Annotated in this window: 17 protein-coding genes, 1 tRNA gene and 1 pseudogene; 10 read left to right on the plus strand and 9 right to left on the minus strand. The window is 45.7% G+C overall.

Features of this window, described 5'->3' with window-relative positions:
* Positions 1-13: 13 nt before the first annotated feature.
* Positions 14-847, minus strand: a complete 834-nt coding sequence (locus MP213Fo_RS09265) for a transporter substrate-binding domain-containing protein (RefSeq protein ID WP_421088750.1) — start codon at positions 845-847, stop codon at positions 14-16.
* A 107-nt stretch (positions 848-954) separates the two neighbouring features.
* Here MP213Fo_RS09265 and MP213Fo_RS09270 point away from each other — a divergent pair, with 107 nt between their 5' ends.
* Together MP213Fo_RS09270 and MP213Fo_RS09275 are read left to right on the plus strand one after the other, a co-directional pair.
* Entirely contained in the window at positions 955-1,845 is an 891-nt protein-coding gene (locus MP213Fo_RS09270; RefSeq protein ID WP_421088751.1) for a LysR substrate-binding domain-containing protein, read from the plus strand.
* 138 nt (positions 1,846-1,983) lie between these two features.
* Positions 1,984-2,709 (plus strand): annotated as a pseudogene (locus tag MP213Fo_RS09275) (IS6 family transposase).
* A 44-nt stretch (positions 2,710-2,753) separates the two neighbouring features.
* Here MP213Fo_RS09275 and MP213Fo_RS09280 read toward each other — a convergent pair.
* From MP213Fo_RS09280 to MP213Fo_RS09295, 4 genes are read right to left on the minus strand one after another with little or no spacing between them, the layout of a single operon-like run.
* Positions 2,754-2,963, minus strand: a complete 210-nt coding sequence (locus MP213Fo_RS09280) for a type II toxin-antitoxin system ParD family antitoxin (RefSeq protein WP_421088752.1) — start codon at positions 2,961-2,963, stop codon at positions 2,754-2,756.
* 30 nt (positions 2,964-2,993) lie between these two features.
* On the minus strand, positions 2,994-3,248 hold the full coding sequence (locus tag MP213Fo_RS09285) for a hypothetical protein (RefSeq protein WP_421088753.1): 255 nt from the start codon (positions 3,246-3,248) through the stop codon (positions 2,994-2,996).
* Between the two features lie 29 nt (positions 3,249-3,277).
* Positions 3,278-3,736, minus strand: coding sequence for a DUF1403 family protein (locus MP213Fo_RS09290; RefSeq protein ID WP_421091085.1), 459 nt, complete (start codon positions 3,734-3,736; stop codon positions 3,278-3,280).
* 30 nt (positions 3,737-3,766) lie between these two features.
* On the minus strand, positions 3,767-4,375 hold the full coding sequence (locus MP213Fo_RS09295; RefSeq protein WP_421088754.1) for a DUF1403 family protein: 609 nt from the start codon (positions 4,373-4,375) through the stop codon (positions 3,767-3,769).
* Here MP213Fo_RS09295 and MP213Fo_RS09300 point away from each other — a divergent pair.
* The 8 genes from MP213Fo_RS09300 to MP213Fo_RS09335 all read left to right on the plus strand — a co-directional run bounded on the left by MP213Fo_RS09300 (position 4,286) and on the right by MP213Fo_RS09335 (position 14,942).
* A complete protein-coding gene (locus MP213Fo_RS09300; protein WP_421088755.1) occupies positions 4,286-4,798 on the plus strand; it encodes an ATP-binding protein in 513 nt (170 codons plus the stop codon). The two genes, MP213Fo_RS09295 and MP213Fo_RS09300, sit on opposite strands and share 90 nt — an antisense overlap.
* A 360-nt stretch (positions 4,799-5,158) precedes the next feature.
* Entirely contained in the window at positions 5,159-6,364 is a 1,206-nt protein-coding gene (locus tag MP213Fo_RS09305) for a tyrosine-type recombinase/integrase (protein ID WP_421088756.1), read from the plus strand.
* A gap of 99 nt (positions 6,365-6,463) precedes the next feature.
* On the plus strand, positions 6,464-7,375 hold the full coding sequence (locus tag MP213Fo_RS09310) for a restriction endonuclease (RefSeq protein ID WP_421088757.1): 912 nt from the start codon (positions 6,464-6,466) through the stop codon (positions 7,373-7,375).
* A 22-nt stretch (positions 7,376-7,397) separates the two neighbouring features.
* Positions 7,398-10,154: a class I SAM-dependent DNA methyltransferase gene (locus tag MP213Fo_RS09315; RefSeq protein ID WP_421088758.1), complete on the plus strand. Its 2,757-nt coding sequence runs from the start codon at positions 7,398-7,400 to the stop codon at positions 10,152-10,154.
* Positions 10,151-11,473, plus strand: a complete 1,323-nt coding sequence (locus MP213Fo_RS09320; RefSeq protein WP_421088759.1) for a PD-(D/E)XK nuclease family protein — start codon at positions 10,151-10,153, stop codon at positions 11,471-11,473. Before MP213Fo_RS09315 ends, MP213Fo_RS09320 begins: the two co-directional genes overlap by 4 nt.
* Complete coding sequence (locus MP213Fo_RS09325) at positions 11,466-11,675, plus strand: hypothetical protein (protein ID WP_421088760.1); 210 nt, start codon at positions 11,466-11,468, stop codon at positions 11,673-11,675. The genes MP213Fo_RS09320 and MP213Fo_RS09325 overlap by 8 nt, the downstream gene beginning before the upstream one ends.
* Positions 11,672-13,738 carry a DEAD/DEAH box helicase gene (locus MP213Fo_RS09330; protein WP_421088761.1) on the plus strand — a complete coding sequence of 689 codons (2,067 nt, stop codon included), beginning with the start codon at positions 11,672-11,674 and terminating at the stop codon, positions 13,736-13,738. Before MP213Fo_RS09325 ends, MP213Fo_RS09330 begins: the two co-directional genes overlap by 4 nt.
* The gene (locus MP213Fo_RS09335) at positions 13,731-14,942 is read left to right on the plus strand and encodes a GIY-YIG nuclease family protein (protein ID WP_421088762.1); all 1,212 of its coding nucleotides are present in this window, start codon (positions 13,731-13,733) and stop codon (positions 14,940-14,942) included. The genes MP213Fo_RS09330 and MP213Fo_RS09335 overlap by 8 nt, the downstream gene beginning before the upstream one ends.
* Positions 14,943-15,124: 182 nt before the next feature.
* On the opposite strand, the gene MP213Fo_RS09340 is transcribed toward MP213Fo_RS09335, so the two are convergent.
* From MP213Fo_RS09340 to MP213Fo_RS09355, 4 genes are all read right to left on the minus strand, one after another.
* Positions 15,125-15,772: a hypothetical protein gene (locus MP213Fo_RS09340; RefSeq protein WP_421088763.1), complete on the minus strand. Its 648-nt coding sequence runs from the start codon at positions 15,770-15,772 to the stop codon at positions 15,125-15,127.
* 565 nt (positions 15,773-16,337) lie between these two features.
* Positions 16,338-17,945: a tyrosine-type recombinase/integrase gene (locus tag MP213Fo_RS09345; RefSeq protein WP_421088764.1), complete on the minus strand. Its 1,608-nt coding sequence runs from the start codon at positions 17,943-17,945 to the stop codon at positions 16,338-16,340.
* Positions 17,946-17,947: 2 nt separating this feature from the next.
* Positions 17,948-18,340, minus strand: a complete 393-nt coding sequence (locus tag MP213Fo_RS09350; protein WP_421088765.1) for a hypothetical protein — start codon at positions 18,338-18,340, stop codon at positions 17,948-17,950.
* 260 nt (positions 18,341-18,600) lie between these two features.
* A tRNA-Ser gene (locus tag MP213Fo_RS09355) sits at positions 18,601-18,690 on the minus strand.
* Positions 18,691-18,854: the final 164 nt, after the last annotated feature.

Below are 18,854 nucleotides of genomic sequence, written 5' to 3' on the forward strand. Positions count from 1 at the left end.
GCTTATGCGCGTGTCAGTGCCCAGCGGCTTTCGCTTCAGAAGCACGTTGCGCCACATAGTCACTTTCGCCCATATTATAAGTTTTTTCGGCATTAACCATCAATCCAGAAGCTTCAGCCTCAAAAATAGCCTTATTGACCGCTTCGAGGAAACGCGGCTCATCCTTACGTACGCCTCCTGCGATCGGAATATAACTGAAAGTATCAAGGGCAATTTTGTATTTTGTAGCCCATTCTGGATCAGTGAGTTTCTGCTGAAGAATTGGGCCATCAAAGGCAACTGCAGCGCAGCGGCCATTCTGAAAAGCCTTGAACATATCTGCAGTTCCTGTGAGCAGAACAGTTTCTGCGCCATAGGTTCCAGCTAGAGTACGATTATATAGATTACCCTGCATGCCGCACAGTTTTTGGCCGTGCACATCTTCCCATTTGGTAATAGCTGTATCTTTTGGTGCAAGCAGCACAATGCCTGCCATATTGTAATATTCTTCGGTAAAGTTGATTACTTTCGCACGCTCAGCGTTAACACCAAGTGTTGCTAGAACCAAATCAACGCGCCCAGCATTTAAAAGCTCAATGCGGTTCGACGCTACAACGGGAACCAGCTCAATTTCCGTTTCCGAGCCAACGATCTTACCGGCAATAAACTTCGCCAAGTCGATTTCAAAACCTTTCAACTCGTCATTTTTAGTTAAAAATCCAAAAGGGACATAATCATTCTTGATGCCGACAATCAGCCTGCCTCTGGACTTAACTTCGTCCAGCTGGTCAGCGTGTGCTGCAGCGCAAAGAACCGTGCCCAGAAAAACATTAGCAAGCGAGAGTTTTATTAATGAATTCACAATCATAAAATTTCCCCTATTTGTTATAATAGAAGCCCTATAGACAATTATATATAATTAATAATACTATTTACTTAGAAAGCTATAAGGTAAGATTATATGTGGAGTTCATAATGTACATCAGGCAGCTCGAGGCATTCAAAGCCGTTATGTCAACGGGAAGTGTCAGCCGCGCTGCTGAACTGCTCTGTATTTCGCAACCGGCTGTCAGCCAATTGATCAATCAGTTGGAACTTTATTGTGGTTTTATGCTGTTTGAGCGTAAAGGAAGGCGTCTACACCATACAAGAGAGGCTGAAGCTCTACTTGTCGAGGTAGAACTGATGTTTGCAGGTATAAACCGTGTTGCGCGTGTGGCTGCAGCGTTAAGAGATAAAAAATGGGGTGCTTTAACAATAGGAGCATTTCCAGCTATCGCCCGCCAGATGCTACCAGAAATTGTATCTCACTATGCTAATGAACATCCGAATGTGATGTTTCATATACAAAGCATGCGCTCGCGCAGCCTGATTGATGCTGTTGCAAGTCATCAGTTAGACTTTGGTATCAGTTTTATTGCCGGCGACCGGGATGAAATTGAAAGTATTCCTTTGCAGACTTTAAAGGCGGTTTGCATCCTCCCTGTAGGTCATCACCTTACTGAAAATGCAATAATCAAAGCCCAGGACCTTGCCGGTGAACCTTTTATTTCTTTGGGGCCGCAGGATCGGTCCCGCATGTTTATCGATAAGATTTTTGACGACCTGCAAATAATGCGAAAAATGCGGATCGAAACAGGGCAGTCAGAAACGGCCTGCTCATTCGTTGCTTTAGGGGCAGGGATCTCAGTTGTTGATCCGATCAGCGCAGGAGGCTGCCTTGAAGGAAAATTGATTGTTAGGCCATTCGAACCTGATATTACATTTACTATTTGGTTGATACGGCCAAGAATGACAGTAAAATCAGGTATTGCTGATCATTTCATTAGTTTTATGCGTAAGGAACTATCTAATAGTCTTACATGACTACCTGGTGAAATGGCTTTATTTTTCTTGACATTATTAATCTAGCTTAAATGTATCGGCTTAAGGTTTGTGTTATTGAATTCCTATATAACATGGTAGTGTGGCAAAGTTTTCATCTCTGATCAGATGTATCACAGTATGGATGATTGGGATAATGGCGATGTGATATTAACGACCGTGAACTTCAAGGCGGCGCAGTTTCCTAAAAGTGTCATCCTGCACGCTATTTTTTATCTGCGCTATCCGGATTCGTATCGCGACCTTTAGTAAATCTTGAACGAACGTGGCATGCCTATCGACCATACAACCTTGAACCGCTCGATTGTTGGCTACTAAACGCAGATTGCAATGCAGGCTCAGCTGCGCAAACGTCCTACGGTCAGTTCGTGGTGAGTCAACGAGACCCATATTAAGGTTTGGGCTCAATGGATCTATTTGTATCGAACCGTTGTCCGCAGCGGCCAAAAACTTGACTTTATGCTATCCTAGCGCCGCAATCTGGCTGCACCGCGCCTATATATAAAAAATTCCATCGTTGCCAATGACGTATGAAGGAAGATTGTCATTAATAAAAGCGGAGCTAATCTGGCTGGGCTACAGGCCGTTAACAGGATCCTGAAATTCCCTGGAACGGGTGCTATGTTTGAAATCAGGCAGATCAAATATCTCAATAATATCCTTTAATAAGATCACCGCTTCATCAAACGGATCACCAAGCCAAAGACGGGCTTCAAAACATTCCATTCCGTCTCAGCTATTACAGGGATAGAAGTAGCCCATATGATCCGCAAAAACCAATTCGCCAACGATAACCGCTCACAATTTCAAAACTTTGCGGAGCTCGCAGCACAACTGTATCAGTAAACAAGGTGGTTTATAACCTACTCAAAACTTTGAGACAGAACCTTTCAAAGCGCATGCCTTGTCTTCATTTTATGCAGTAAGCTTTCGCGATCCAAAGGTTGAGGCCGACCGGATTCTTCACCCGCGATCAAGGCATCCTGCAAGGATTTTACCCGCGTTTCATGTTCCTCCAGTAAACGCAGGCCTGCCCTGACCTGTGTATCAATGAAACGGACGAAATGATCTCCGAGCGCAACAGATGAGTTTCGTGACATAATCTGTCTCCTTTGTACTGATGGGACCAGTTATTGGTACAAAAGCAAAGTCACGCGAGTAAAATCGCTCCGTGCCTGAGCGCAGCTGCAATCTGCGCCGATGACCCGGGCCAGGGTGGTGCGGTCGACAGGCTGACTGCTGGCGAACAACACCACTTCAAGGCGCCGCATCCATTCTCGCCAGCGCAACTCCGGCGGTAGATCAGCAAGATCGCAGCCATAGAGACTGTTGTCTGGCGATTTTTTGGTCGGAAATTTGGGTTTTGAACGGTTGTCTGTGTGCATGCTCCCGCCTCTCCTCACAAGCCGTAAATTTAAAAACTGGTGCGGCCGGATAATTCGCGCACCGCGCCGAAACTGTGCAAACGTTCAAACAGGCGGGTGGCCGCCCAGCGTGATAACCCGCTGCCCGGCGCACTGGCCAATAATGCGTCCTTGTCGCTCAATTGGTACAGGATGGTGGCAGCGCCTTTGCTGCGTAGTTTTGGTGCGACGGCCAGCAATGTCGCGTTGCGCCGGGCAAGGGCATTGGCGCTGTTGAGTGCGTTTTGGCTGGCTGCGACCAAGGCCAGTGACAGCGCTGTTGCAAAAGCCGGATCCTCGGGACCAATCCGTCCCCTGCCCGCTTCTGTCCGGAACGCCGTTCCGTTACGCTGCGTCATCAGCAATGGTAGGGGTTGTACCCAGCCGAGCTTGGTAGCAATTAGCATGTCAGCGAGCGCCCAGGCCAGCACTTCTGCACCGGGGCGGGTGGCGACAAGAGTTGTGATCAGATCCGCGCTTGCAGCGCGGCCTCAAAGACGTCAGCGATCGTGACGGCATCCATATGCAGCGCCAGACCTAGCAGATTGGCCAGTTCTGTCACGCTTTGTGTTGAAACGTTTGGTTTCCGCGTTGCCGGACCTTGCCAAGCAACAACAGTCTTCTTGCGGGCCCCGGATCAGCATCCGGCCCGCACAACAAAACCGCATTGCGTAAAGCGCCGCCTCCGCCTGGTGGCCCAGCAATCGTAGTCCCGCTGTGGCGCAGTTCATAGCCTGACGCGCCCGCCAACAGCCTGCCCAGACAGGATGGCTGCGTATCAGATCATCTAGCGTTTTCAAAGTGATCGCAGCAGCGAACGTGGCGCTCTCAATGCTGGGATCAGCGGCATGTGCTTGAACCCAGCTGGGCAACACCCAAGCGGGTGCCAGGTCGTTGGGAGGTGATTGTGGATAGATGGTGGTGCCAGTTTTCATGGCAGAGTATATAACATAAGTGCGGTTTAAGGCAGTAAAATCGCAATAACCGCACTGTCTGTCGGCAAAATAATGTGTCCGATAATGAATATTATAGGAAGATACCTTCTCGGGATTGCTCGTGATGGGCATTTTCGTGATGCCCCGATAGTAGTGTTTCTGGATGAAGCACATCAATTCCTGGGCCGCACTTTAGGTGACGAGTATGGCAGTGTTCGTTTAGACTCTTTTGGTTTGATAGCCAAAGAAGGCCGCAAGTATGGGTTAACATGTGTATTAGCAACTCAACGTCCGCGCGATATTCCACAGGACGTGCTGAGGCAACTTGGCACTTTAATAGTTCACAGATTGACGAACGAACAGAACCGTAACACTGTTGAGCATGCATACGGAGATCTCGACCGTGCCGCAACGCAGTTTATTCCAATGTTGGCACCCGGTGAAGCTATAATCATCGGACCAGATTTACCTATTCCGCTGCCCTTGCGAATGTTACGGCCGATGTCCCCACCTGATTCCAGTGGGCCGCAATTCCAAGATTCTTGGGCTGAACGGCAGCGTCGAAAAGATATTTTAAACGTTGGGATTTTTGCCTAAGTATTTTGTGGGGGATTCTAATGGCCTGTTATTATTGGCGACAAGTTATTTCAGGACGTGCCTTGAACGTGGCCCTTGATGAAATAGCATCAAGGGAGCGCGCTTCGGAATTTAAGTGTGTAATATTGAAATTTAAATAATTAATTGATTTTATTAAATAAAATGGCGGAGAGGGTGTCTGCCGATTATTCAATCTCAAAAAATCTCATAACGTCTAAATTTATCTCTTAAACCATTGGTATTGCTTTAATTTTATTGTAATCTTGTTCTTATGTTGTCTCAGTTGGTCTCATGCAATCTTGCACTTCTTGATGGTCTGGGTGATGGGCTGAAGAATGAGTTTAAGGTTTGTGGTTGCCAATGATTAGTGATGCAAAAGCTCGTAAGCTAAGTCCGACGGATAAGCCATTGTCTGATAGTGGTGTCAAAGGGCTGTATCTTTTCTCTGGATCAACCGTTGGTGCCGGTAAATGGATATTTCGATTTACCTCGCCTGAGACGCGTAAGCGCCGCGACATGGGGCTAGGGCGCTATCCAGAAGTTTCAGTTAAACTTGCTCGTGAGCAGGGATGGGCTAATCGCCAGATGGTTGAGGCTGGTGTGGATCCACTTGAGGAGCGTGCTCGTCAAGAAGAACAGCAGCGCGTTTTGCAGGAAATGCCAACTTTTGAATGTGCTGCTCATACAGTTCACGCTGATGCTGCACCTGGTTTTCGTAATCAAAAGCATATCGATCAGTGGATCAACACATTGGTTGAGTATGTGTTTCCGAAAATTGGAAAGAAAAAAGTTGATAAAATCTCCGTCGCTGATTTTGCTAACTGCTTAAAGCCTATATGGCTGGAGAAGCCGGAGGCTGCATCACGAGTTAAACAGCGTTGCGATAAGGTCATGAAATGGTGTGTAGCTAATGGTTATATTATGGCGAGCCCAGTGGGTGTTGTTGATCAATTACTGCCAAAACAACCAGGAATACGACAGCGCGTTGAGCATCATCCGGCAGTTCCTTGGCGTTTTTTACCTGAGGTGTATTCAGCCAAAATCGTATCCGGACATGCCAGTGATACAAAACTGATGTTGGAAGTTCTTATTCTGACAGCTTGCCGTTCCGGTGAGGTGCGGATGATGACCTGGGATGAAATAGATTTTGATAAATCGATATGGACAATTCCAGCAGTCCGAATGAAGGCTAGTTCTGCACATCGTGTGCCGTTAACATCACGTGTCTACGAGGTATTGCAATATAAACAGCAAACAAAGGTAGATGATAACCCGTTAGTGTTTCACTCGCGGAAAGGTACACCATATAGCGATATGACTATGACGAAGTTTCTGCGCGACCAGCGCGTTGAAAGTGATACAGCAGGGCGGATTGCTACCGCCCATGGTTTTCGCTCAAGCTTCCGCGATTGGGCATCAGAAAATGGTTATCCGCGTGATGTTGCGGAGCGTGCGCTCGCTCATACGATAAAAAGCTCTACAGAAGCAGCTTATCATCGGACGGATTTGTTGGATAAGCGTCGCGCGATGATGGAAGCATGGCAAGCTTTTGTTTTAAAGATCTGAAATATAATTAGTATGGTGTTTATTGTCTCTTGTCAGTCTATTGATACTTTATGAACTCGGCAGAGTGCTTAGAAGTATTGGGGTAAAGTGGGGGACGTAATGATACCTGATTATCAGACATTAATGCTGCCTGTATTGAAAGCAGCTAGTCAAGGCGAAGTATCAAGTAAGGATGTGGTATCGGCGCTTGCTAATGCCTATAATTTAAGTGCGCAAGAGCGTGAGCATCTATTGCCGAGCGGTAAGCAGCGCACATTCGACAATCGAATAAATTGGGCAAAATCTTATTTGAAGCAGGCGGGTCTTATTACATACCCATCGCGCGGTAATTATAAACTGACAGATGAAGGTACCCGCATTCTAGCGCAATCACCTGCGCGTATTGATAATAATTTTCTGACACAGTTTGCAGATTTCCAACAATTTAGAGGTCGCAGAACTAATAGACCAGATAATGGCGATTTGGCTGAGAGTGCCGTAGAGGCTGCCAATATTACTCCGGATGAGTTGATACGGGTTACCTACCGCCAAATCAATGAAGCTCTTGCTTCAGAACTATTGGATCGGGTACGGAGCTCAACGCCAAAATTCTTCGAGGAGCTGTTGATCGAGTTGTTGCTGGCCATGGGCTATGGTGGATCATCCGATAATGCAGCAAGAGCAATTGGCCAATCAGGTGATGGTGGGGTTGATGGTGTAATCGACCAAGATCCGCTGGGTGTTGATCAGCTTTATATTCAGGCGAAACGAAATGCGGAGGGCAATAATATTGGCTCTGGGCAAATCCGGGATTTCTTCGGCGCTTTGAATATCAAAAAAGCCCAGAAGGGTCTTTTCGTAACGACTTCATCATTCAGCTCTTCAGCCATTCAAACAGCAAAAGACCTTGGAATGCGGATCGTTCTCATTGACGGCATTCAACTGACCAAGCTAATGATCCGGTACAATATCGGTTGCCGCGATGAAGACGTCTTACATCTCAAGAAAATTGATGAGGACTATTTCGGCTGATCTGAAATGAAGGAGTTGGTTTATGAATGCTGTTGAAATCGAAGAGGCAATATCCGCACTCGCTGAACAGCCTTTTGATGCCGTAGAGTTTCCGTTCTCCTTCATTCAGGCATTTGGTGCAAAAGAAACTACACTGAAGCGGCTTAGAAGTGGTGACACCAATAAGTCGGATATCGGCGGGCTCCTGCAAACCAATAATATTCATATTAAGGTTGCTGCAGAAGGTACGGTTACGCAGACGCTTATAGCGCTGAAAGATAGCCCGACGACAGCACGCAATAAGGCCAAGTTTATCCTTGCCACGGATGGCATTGATTTTCAGGCGGAAGACCTCAATAGCGGTGAGGTCATTGTCTGCAAATATGCAGATTTTCCCGATCATTTTGGTTTTTTCTTAAGCCTTGCGGGTATTTCGGCTGTTCAGCAAATCAAAGAAAGCGCCTTTGACATTAAGGCGACTGGGCGCCTAAACCGCCTATATGTTGAACTTTTGAAGGATAATCCTGACTGGGGCAGTGCAGAACGCCGTGAAGAGATGAACCACTTTATGGCGCGGCTGATTTTCTGCTTTTTCGCAGAGGATACGGATATTTTCAACGGGACAGGCCTATTCACCCAGACCGTTGAGCAGATGAGCGCCAAGGATTCTACAAATACGCATGAAGTGATTTCGGAAATCTTTCGTGCGATGAATACCGCGATTAATCAGCGGGCAACGGCCAATCTTCCGCGCTGGGCAGATCAATTTCCCTATGTGAATGGTGGCTTATTTTCTGGTAGCACACAAACGCCAAAATTTTCTAAAATTGCGCGCACCTATCTCATTCATATTGGCAGACTTGATTGGACAAAAATCAATCCGGACATTTTTGGATCAATGATTCAGGCGGTTGCGGATGATGAAGAGCGCGGTGCATTGGGTATGCATTACACCAGCGTACCCAATATTCTGAAGGTGCTTAATCCGTTATTTCTTGATGACCTGCGTGAAAAGCTTGAAGAGGCAGGCGATAATACGCGTAAATTGTTGAACTTACGCAATCGCATGGCGCGCATTCGTGTGTTCGACCCGGCTTGCGGCTCGGGTAATTTTTTGGTGATTGCCTATAAGCAGATGCGCGAGATTGAGGCTGAGATCAACAAACGACGCAACGAACTCGTAAGGCGCACTGAAATCCCGCTGACGAATTTTCGTGGTATAGAGCTGCGTCATTTTTCGGCTGAGATTGCGCGTCTTGCACTCATTATCGCAGAATACCAATGTGATGTGACCTATCGAGGGCAGAAAGAGGCCTTAGCAGAGTTCCTACCGCTGGACAGCCAAAACTGGATCACCAGTGAGAACGCACTCCGCCTTGAATGGACAAGCATATGTAAGCCTGAGGGCAAGGCTGTTAAGTTTCAAGCAGACGATCTTTTTAACTTGCCTCTTGACCAAGCTCAGATCGACTTCGAGAATGAAGGGGGAGAGACTTATATCTGTGGGAATCCTCCCTATCTGGGAAGTCAAGATCAGAAACCAGATCAGAAAAGAGATCTAGAAATTGCCTTCCAAGGGGAAATTAAATCGACTAAATCAGCGGACTACGTTTCCGGATGGTTTATCAAAGCTCGACGCTATGTTTCGGAACATGGCGGAGCTTTTGCCTTCGTGACAACAAACAGCATATGTCAAGGAAGGCAGGTAGCGTTATTTTGGCCTGCATTCTTAGGTGACGATTTAGAAATTCAGTTTGCAGAGCCTTCATTTCTTTGGAGCAACTTAGCCTCAAAGAAAGCTGCCGTTATCGTTTCGATCATCGGGATAGGAAAAAAGAACAGTAAACAGAAAAAGCTGTACGACTCAGGACATATGCTTAGTGCAAACTACATCGGTCCGTACCTAGTTCCAGACCAAAATACAATTGTGGGTGGCTCGAGAAAAGTACTATCTGAGCTGACACCTATGACAAACGGCTCAATGCCAAATGATAATGGCGGCTTGCTTTTCAGCATTGATGAGTATCGAGATCTTACTAGTAAGCGTCCTAGTGCAACTAAATTATGCAGAAAATTTCTAGGGTCGAATGACAGTATTCAGGGGGACATGAGGTATTGCTTGTGGATAGATGAGGGAGAGATTGAAGCGGCGAAGGAAATACCTGAGATACTTCAAAGAATTGAGATCGTAAAAAATCACAGATTAAAAAGCGATAGGCCAGAAACTAATTTACTTGCAAGTGTTCCACACGCATTTGGAGAGCGCCGACATAGAGAAGGAGTTGCACTGCTAATACCAAGACATAGCTCCGAAAATAGACCTTATTTGCCATCGATCTTGGTTGACGAAAATACAGTCATTGGTGATAGCGCTATAGCCATGTATGGGCTGCGTCTTCTGGACTTCGCTATTTTCTCATCAAAACTCCACCTTGTTTGGGCGGCTACTGTTTGCGGGAAAATTAAAGAGGATTACCGCTACTCAAACACACTTGGCTGGAACACTTTCCCTGTTCCTCAGCTTACCGAAAAGAATAAAACCGATCTGGAACGCTGCGCTGAACAAATACTTATTGCTCGAGAAACGCATTATCCTGCGACGATTGCAGATCTCTATGAAGTTAAAGATGGCGAGAGCAAGATGCCAGCTAATCTACGCGCTGCTCATGAGCGTAATGATGAGGTGCTGGAGCGCATTTATATTGGTCGCCGTTTCCGTAACGACACTGAACGGTTAGAAAAGCTGTTTGAGCTTTATACCAAAATGACCGCAAAGCCGGGGAGCAGGAAAAGCGCATGAGCAGTGGGGCGGGGGAACAATATGAGCCATCTTATGATAAGCTGGAGCAGCTTTTCGTCAATAATGAAGCTTTATCATCCATTGAAAAGCATCTGAATAAGTTCAATCCTATCAAGGTGATGAAAATGGAGGGAATGGAAATTCGCCATTCCGCCATTCTTGCTTGGCTGTTGGATCCGAAAGAAACGCACGGCCTTGCGGATAGTTTCTTGAAGGCGTTTCTTGCGGAAGCTCTTCGGGGCAATGGGCATAAAAAACCCAATGCCATACAGATATCGCAGGCGGATTTACGCGATGCGGAAGTGCGCTGTGAATGGAAGAATATTGATATTTTCATTCTCTCACCACAAAGCCGTTGGGCTTTCATTATCGAGAATAAGGTTTACAGCACCCAGCGGAAAAACCAGTTGAGTGAATATCGGCAGCGCGTCGAGGAACTATACCGCACTCAGGCAACGGATACAGAAAAGCAGTTGGAAGTTTCCGGTATATTTCTGACGTTAAATGAAGAAGCACCAGAGGATGGCGAATATGTGCCTATCCGCTATGAAGCCATTTGCACATTTTTGAAATTATATCTCAACACCGAAGCTTACCAGCTTCAGCCCGAGGTCACGACTTTTCTGACCCATTATTTGCATGTTCTGGAGGAATTGATGGGTAAGAGCAAAGAACGAACCGAAATGGAAATTCTGGCACGCCAATTATATCGTGACCATAAGAAAGTTCTCGACTTTATTCTGGAGCATGGAGCTGCATCAGACTTCGCATTGGCTGGGCATCGTTTGTTTGGCGATAATCCAGAACATGGTCAAACATTTGATGTCAAAGGGCGTAGTTACGTTTACACCGGCCTAAACGACCGCCATTTCAGTTTTATTCCCGTAAGCTGGCATGATGCATTGGGGAAATTTGGGAGAAGCTGGAAGGGATGCGAAAATTGGTGGGCGGGTCTGCCGGTTATCTGCTGGATAGAGATTGGCAAGCACAATAACAAAAACGGAGGCTACCTAAAGCTTACCGCTGAAGTTGGATCGCTTCACGATTATGAATTCCGAAAAGCTCTGATTGAAAGTATTGAAGCTTTGAATCGCGATAACCAACTGAATATCGCCTTTTCAAAGGGCGCACAGGTTGAAGGGGCAAAGTTTTCCCGGTTTTTCCGCAGCAACACCGTCAATGTTGACGATATACAAAACAGCGAAGAAATCTTTGTAAAAATTGAAGGACTGATGAACAAATTCAAAGCGGAATTTGATGCTGTTGCAAGTGTGTTGCCTGATTTCCTCGAGCGTGGGGAAGTGAAACATAATGCATAGTCATTACACCCCAGGCGGCGATGCTAAAGTCATCTCTGAAATAGCAAAAGCGCATTTTGGCTCGTATGAAAAGATGTTTGAGCATCATGCTTGGCCTGAGAGAGGTTCCGATATGATGCGTAAAGTCCAGACGCGCGTTGCTGAGACTTACGGAAGCGTAAAAGCATTTGAAGCGCATTTTCGCTCAGGGGCAGAAAAATGAGTAATATTAAATCAGTACCATCAGTTTCAGTTTCTTATGCTCAGAATGGCTCGTCAACAAAAGCGAATGAGTTTGGCATGCGCGCAATGCAAGAACGCGCTTATGAAAAACGCGGTGAACAATATTTGCTGATTAAATCGCCACCAGCATCCGGTAAAAGCCGTGCTCTGATGTTTATTGCGCTTGATAAGCTGCATAATCAAGGGGTGAAACAGGCAATCATTGTTGTTCCGGAAAAGTCGATTGGCTCCAGTTTTGCAGATGAGCCATTGCGTAAATTCGGTTTTCATTGGGATTGGAGTGTTCAGCCTAAGTGGAACCTTTGCAATGCACCGGGAACAGATGGCGGTAAAGTCAATTCAGTAAAGTCTTTTCTCGATAGCAAAGATAAGACGCTGGTCTGCACGCATGCAACTTTTCGCTTCGCAGTCGATAAATTTGGCCTCGAAGCTTTTGATGGGTGTTTGATTGCCATTGATGAGTTTCATCATGTGTCAGCCAATCCTGACAATAAACTTGGTGCTCATCTGGGTGAGTTGATTGCGCGTAACAAGGTACATGTCGTTGCAATGACCGGCTCTTATTTCAGAGGGGATGCTGAAGCCGTTCTTGCACCTGAGGATGAAAACAAGTTTGATGCCGTTACCTATACTTATTATGAGCAGCTCAACGGTTACAAATATCTGAAATCTTTAGAGATTGGGTATTTTTTTTATGCAGACGCCTATTCGGACGATATTCTGAAAGTTCTTAATCCGTCTGAAAAGACGATCATCCACATTCCGTCGGTAAACTCGCGTGAAAGCACCAAAGATAAAATCCGCGAAGTCGAGCACATCATTGAAGAACTTGGCGAGTGGCAGGGTAGCGATCCGGAAACAGGTTTTCAGCTTGTTCAAACCCAAGAGGGCAAAATCCTCAAGATTGCTGATCTTGTTAATGACGATGCGTCGAAACGCGACAAGGTTTCTGCTGCCCTCAAAGATCCATCGCAAAAGAATAACCGTGATCATGTCGATATTATTATTGCGCTCGGCATGGCTAAGGAAGGGTTTGACTGGATTTGGTGTGAACACGCACTAACGGTAGGTTATCGTTCCAGTCTGACTGAAATCGTGCAGATTATTGGTCGTGCAACGCGTGATGCGCCGGGAAAAACAAAAGCCCGCTTCACTAACTTGATTGCGGAGCCGGATGCGTCAGAAGGTGCAGTTACTGAAGCGGTCAATGATACTTTGAAGGCTATTGCGGCTAGCTTGCTTATGGAGCAAGTCCTCGCCCCTCGCTTCAATTTCACGCCGAAGCGGCCTGAAAATGCACCTGTGTCTGGTTTTGATTATGGCGACAGCGGATATGATCCGAATAAATGTAATGTTGGGTTTAATGAACAGACTGGGCAATTTCAGATAGAAATTAAAGGTTTAGTCGAGCCTAAGAGCAAAGAAGCCCAACGCATTTGCCAAGAAGATCTTAATGAGGTCATCACGGCCTTTGTGCAAGACAAGACCTCCTTAGAAAAGGGACTTTTCGATGGTGAGCACGCGGGCGGTGAAACTGTTGCTCAAGAATTGACGCAAGTGCGTCTGGGCAAAATCATCAAGGATAAATACCCCGAACTCGATGATGTTGATCAGGAAGCAGTTCGTCAGCATGCAATCGCTGCGTTAAATCTGACCCAGCAGGCGAAGGCTGTGCTTAATCCAAACAATGATGGTTTAAAGTCTGCCAATACCGCGCTCATTGACGGCGTTCGTAAATTCGCTATGGATGTCAAAGAGCTTGATATTGATCTTATTGATCGGATTAATCCTTTCGGAGAGGCCTATTCGATCCTTGCTAAATCAATGAGTGAAGACAGCCTTAAACAGGTTGCATCAGTTATTGCAGGCAAAAAGATCAAATTATCACCCGAAGAAGCGCGTGATCTTGCTCGCCGTGCGTTGAAATTTAAACAGGAACGCGGTCGTCTGCCTTCATTGACAGCAAGCGACGCGTGGGAAAAGCGTATGGCGGAAGGCGTTGCTTTCTTAGCGCGTATGAAAGCGGAGGCCGCTAATGGCTAACTTTACCGATGATGATGATGCACTTCTGGACGAGCTGGGTATAGAGATTGAGGCTAAGAAGCTTTCTAGTCGTACGCCACGTGAAGAGCGCATTATTGCCGGTTTTGAAGAAATACAGCGCTTTGTAGATGAGCATGGTTATGTTCCACGCCATGGTGAAGAACGGGATATCTTTGAACGGCTTTATGCAGTCAGACTGGATCGGATACGTGAACTTGAGGAGTGTAGGGCACTTGTTGCACCCCTTGATACCCAAAGACTGCTTAGCTCTATTGATGGCATTGCTCAATCGACAATTGATGAGCTAGATGATGAGGCTTTACTCGCAGAGCTGGGCGTGGAGATAGAAGCTACAGAAATAACGACCTTGACCCATGTTCGGTCGACCGCTGAAAAACAAGCCGCCGAAGAAATTGCCAATCGTGAGCGCTGTGAGGACTTTGATAATTTTAAACCGGTTTTTGAACGTGTTCAGGCTGATTTAAAGGCAGGAACTCGTTCTACGCGTCCATTTGTAAAAGATGCAGGTTTTTCGAAAGCTGAAGTTACAGTTGGGCAGTTTTTTATCCTCGGCGGGCAGACATTATATGTGGCTGAAGTGGGGGAGCCAATCAAAGCGCCAAATGGTGAATCTGATGCTCGGTTACGAGTAATATATTCGAATGGTACCGAGAGTAATTTATTACTACGGTCCTTACAGCGTGCTCTTTACAAAGATGAGGCTGGACGCCGTATATCGGAGCCTTCGGCAGGGCCTCTTTTTGCCGAGACGGTGAGTGACGAAGATAGTGAAAGCGGAACGATTTACGTTCTCCGTAGTCTATCTGATAGCCCCACTATAGCTGCAAATCGTGAGCTATTTCATAAAATCGGTGTCACTGGTGGTGATGTTGAAAAGCGAATTGCTAATGCGAAGATCGATGCAACCTTTCTACTAGCTGATGTAGAAATTGTAGCGACTTATAAGCTTTTTAATATCAATCGGACTAAGCTTGAGAAGCTTATTCATCGTGTGTTCGATAGGGCGCGCTTGGATGTAGGTTTGAAAGATCGCTTTGGTAATCCAGTTATTCCGCGTGAGTGGTTTCTAGTGCCATTGTTTGTTATTGATGAGGTTGTTGAGCGTATCATCGATGGTAGTATTTCGAATTATGTTTACGAGCCAACTCAGGCAAGTCTTCTAAAAATTTCGAGAATAGATTAAATTTTATCTCTGTAGGCGTGGCGTGTTTAGAGATATCAAAAAAAATTACAGTGCGCGTTTACAAATACGAACGTATACCGAATGAGACTACTATTGGTTCTAAACCTGCACGGTGTTTTGCACTGTTATCCTACTGATGACCGGTGAGATTAAATTAGAGGTATTTCTGTTGAATGGTGCAATCATTCGGATAGTCGGACTGTGAAGCCCATTTCACCAATTGTATGTTTAGGCATTGTTCGTGTCAGTAACATTTTCCGTGCGGTAGTTAAAATATCCGTTTGATAAACCGTTAGGGGGAATTGCTCATTAAAGCGCTGGTCTTCATGGGCTGTTTTTTTATCGTAATCATCTATAAAATGGCCTATCTGCACACCTGCGCTCCACTCCATATCTATCAACTTATAAAATCCATCAAGATTTATACAGCTTTCAGAAATCCAAAATAGATAGCCATGAGCAAAATTCTCATGCCATGCGATCTGTTTGCATAGATCCATAAGTGCATTAACTAAATCTAGTCGTTTGATTTCAATTGATAGTTCCATAAGCTTATAATGCGCATATGGATCACATGAATGATATAACTTGAAAGTGCCCATTTCATCGGTTGTAAGTGGCTCGAATGACCAGCGGCAAGTGCATATGTCTGATAAGAGGTCAGATGCTAACTCGGCGTTGAAAACTGAATTTATAAATAAAGGAAGTTTATAAAGGCAATCACGATTGCCATCTATCATAGTTTCGAAGAGTTGGTCTTGATGACGTACTTCAATTTCGATGTGATTAGCCGAGATGTTTTTTAAGGAGAGTAGTTTTTCCCGTAACACGAAATGTCTCCGTTTTTACTCAGTTATCATCATGGCTAAGATTGATGCTTTAAGTGGTAGGCTGCCATTTTTTGCCAGGCAAGTGTAAACTTTGTTTGCGATGTCAACATTTGACAACAGGTCCTGGCATTAGGAATGATCCTGGTTGGGATCAAATAAATCTAGGGATTCAAACTTGTTAGGCTCAAGGCAAATTTCACACCAATGTTGAGATGGTGCTGTTATCGCAAAGCGTGTACCGAACAGTGAACAATCAATTACTTAGAGGAATTTGAGCCATCTCCGGATTTTCAGGAAGTGGAGCAGAATTGTTTCGTGTAAATATCGAGCAGCTTTAGTGGAAATGTGGCTTTGCGACGGGAAATTGAAGAATATTCAACGCAATATCGCAGTTTTGTATGTTTAATGCCACTTCCTGAAAATCCGGAAGCGGCACTGTTTATAATAATCTCGATCAGAGAAGCGCCATTTACGGCTTTTCAGGAAGTGGCTTTATGCCCTTGGTGCTAAGAAGAAGGGTATTTTATGAGAGTAGCTTGTCCTTCATGTAGCAAGAGTCTCTAGGCTAACCATTTTGAACAAAGCCCTTGGCTACGTTGGCGAGCAGAAGTACCTGGTCGGGAGGTAGGCTGGGGAGGAGGTGCATGAGGTTTTGCATTTCGGTCGAGGCGCTGGTTGTTCTAAGGTTGTCGAGCACAGTGAATTGCTCATTCACATCAAGCTTCGCATAATAATTGTCAGTGGTAGCAACATTCTCGTGGCCGAGATTTTGGCTCCAGGCTTTAAACTGTTTCGGATTGCGGCATAGCTCTTGACCATAGAGTGCTAAAGTAGCGCGAATGGCGTGAGGATTAAAGCTTAGAATGCCAATGGCTTTGCAGGCACGTTTGATGATTTGGCGCACTGTTCCCTGGTCCATAAGCGGAGCTGTATAATTTTTCTCATATAAATGACGGATTGGATCCATAGCGCGTGGAAACAGTGGATCGGTCGAATGTCCGCCATTTGCTATGAGTTCAGCAATCCATTCCTTGACGATTTCCTCAATGTCATCGCCTACCGGGAACCATTTTGTCCGCATGGTTTTGTTGTTTTTGGTTCGAACCATACGGGCATCTTGAAAGATACTGCGGTTTTCTACGTCAATATGTTGAACTTGAAGGCTCAAAAGGGCACTGATGCGAACGCCACTTAATGTGAGGAATGCAAGGATCGCACGATCGCGTCTATGAACAAAACTATCATGTGGCATAGCGGTAATCAGATCACGCAGTTGCTCTAGTGACGGAATGAACTGCTCAGTGGTCGAAACTGACGCCAAGGCGCCCAGCTCTCGTGACGGAGAAAAATACTCCCCAAGACCAGCGCTAGAAAGCTTTACGTCGGTCTTTAATTCTAACCACTGAAAAAATTTCTTCAGATTGATGAGGCTGTGAACGATTGTTGATGCTGATCGGTGTTCTTGATCTATGGCGGAAAGCCTGGCTTCAATTTTGGCTTTATAGGCGATGACATCATCGCGATGCACGGTCTTATAGTCTGCATGTTGTAGGTGGTCATCGAATTGGGCGATATGGCGGAGTACGGCAAGGATAGTCTTGGTGGAAAAGCCTTCAACCTGTTTGAGGTAGATTTGGTATTCGTAACGCAGGATCAAATTGGCAGAATTTTTGATCATTGATTTAGGTGATGAAGAAATCGCAATTTTAGAGCCAATCTGAGTGACATTATAGTCGTCTTGGTCGGTTCTGTTATTGGGGTTAAGTTCTCCTTCGATAAGCCGTAATTCAGTGGCTGAAACGAAGCGATGGGCTTCTTTGCCAGTAACAGGGCAAGTAAGAGCCAGGTGGTCGCTTCCAATCTCACTGTGTCTCATGCTGTATGCGTGATCATGAAGAGAATGTTTCTGTTTGCAGTGAACGCAATAAACCTCTGTTTTTTCTAGCGGAATACGGCGCCTATGTTTGTGCCATTTCTGAAATCCGTTGAGATCTTGCCCTAAATAGAGATCGCTGGCGCTGCGCACGAAGGGGAGCCCCAGCTTCTTCCAAGCGGTTAGGGTGTTGGGTGCAATCCCAAATAATTCAATAACGTCGTTTGAAGTGTAAATGAGGTGGGCTTGTGCTGAGCGTTTGGTTTTCTGCCCACAATTTAGCTTTGATGGTGCAAGCATGATTATGCTCCCATCAGTGCGCGTGTTTCAAAGGCCATAAGATCACTTAACCGCCAGCGTGTGGCCCCGTTGGTAAAGCGGACTGGATTAGGGAAGTCATCATTATATTTCGTCCAGCGCCATACCGTTGCTTTGCCAATAGACAGTCTTTGAGCAACTTGTATGGCTGTTAAATAAACTTCAGTCTCTGTGCTCGGGGTGACATAACCCGTTGGAACTTTTGCAGTAGTAGATGCTTTTCGGACTGGTTTAGTAAGTGCTGGTGCTGATTGCGGGGAGGCTTGGAATGGTTCCTCTTTCCCAGTAGCGAGGGCATATGGGTTCTGAGCAGCTCGCTTTGTTGCAGCAATTGCAGAGCTATTATCGAAAAGGGAAGGGGAAACATTTGAACTCATGACGAACTCCGTCTTGCCGCGAAGCAGCAAGTAAACAATCGGGAGCACGTCATGCGCATATGTGAAAATTGAGCGACTCTATTGGTCACTATGCAAATCAGATAATCTCAGACAGTATCATTTGGCAAGTATGTAATTATCCACAGCTGCAATTTTGCAAACTAGGGAATTTAATAAAATGACATGATGGGCTGAGTGATGGGCTTGATTTTCTAGTTGTGTTCCAACTACAATAAAATCAATATCTTATGTAGATTAACTGGCGGAGAGGGTGGGATTCGAACCCACGATGGAGTTGCCCCCACGCCGCATTTCGAGTGCGGTACTTTCAACCACTCAGCCACCTCTCCGCTTTAGTCATGATATGTGCCCTAAAAGCCGATAGCCCTTATGCAATATCAAAATCATGCGATTTGCTGAATGTGCGTAGCGCTCATAACGCGGGTGGAAAATTTAGACAAGGCCTAATCGTTGTCTTAAAGTCATTATTTCGTATATATCCCGTTTCAGGACC

Source organism: Pseudochrobactrum mosebachae (assembly GCF_048914685.1).
GTDB lineage: Bacteria > Pseudomonadota > Alphaproteobacteria > Rhizobiales > Rhizobiaceae > Pseudochrobactrum.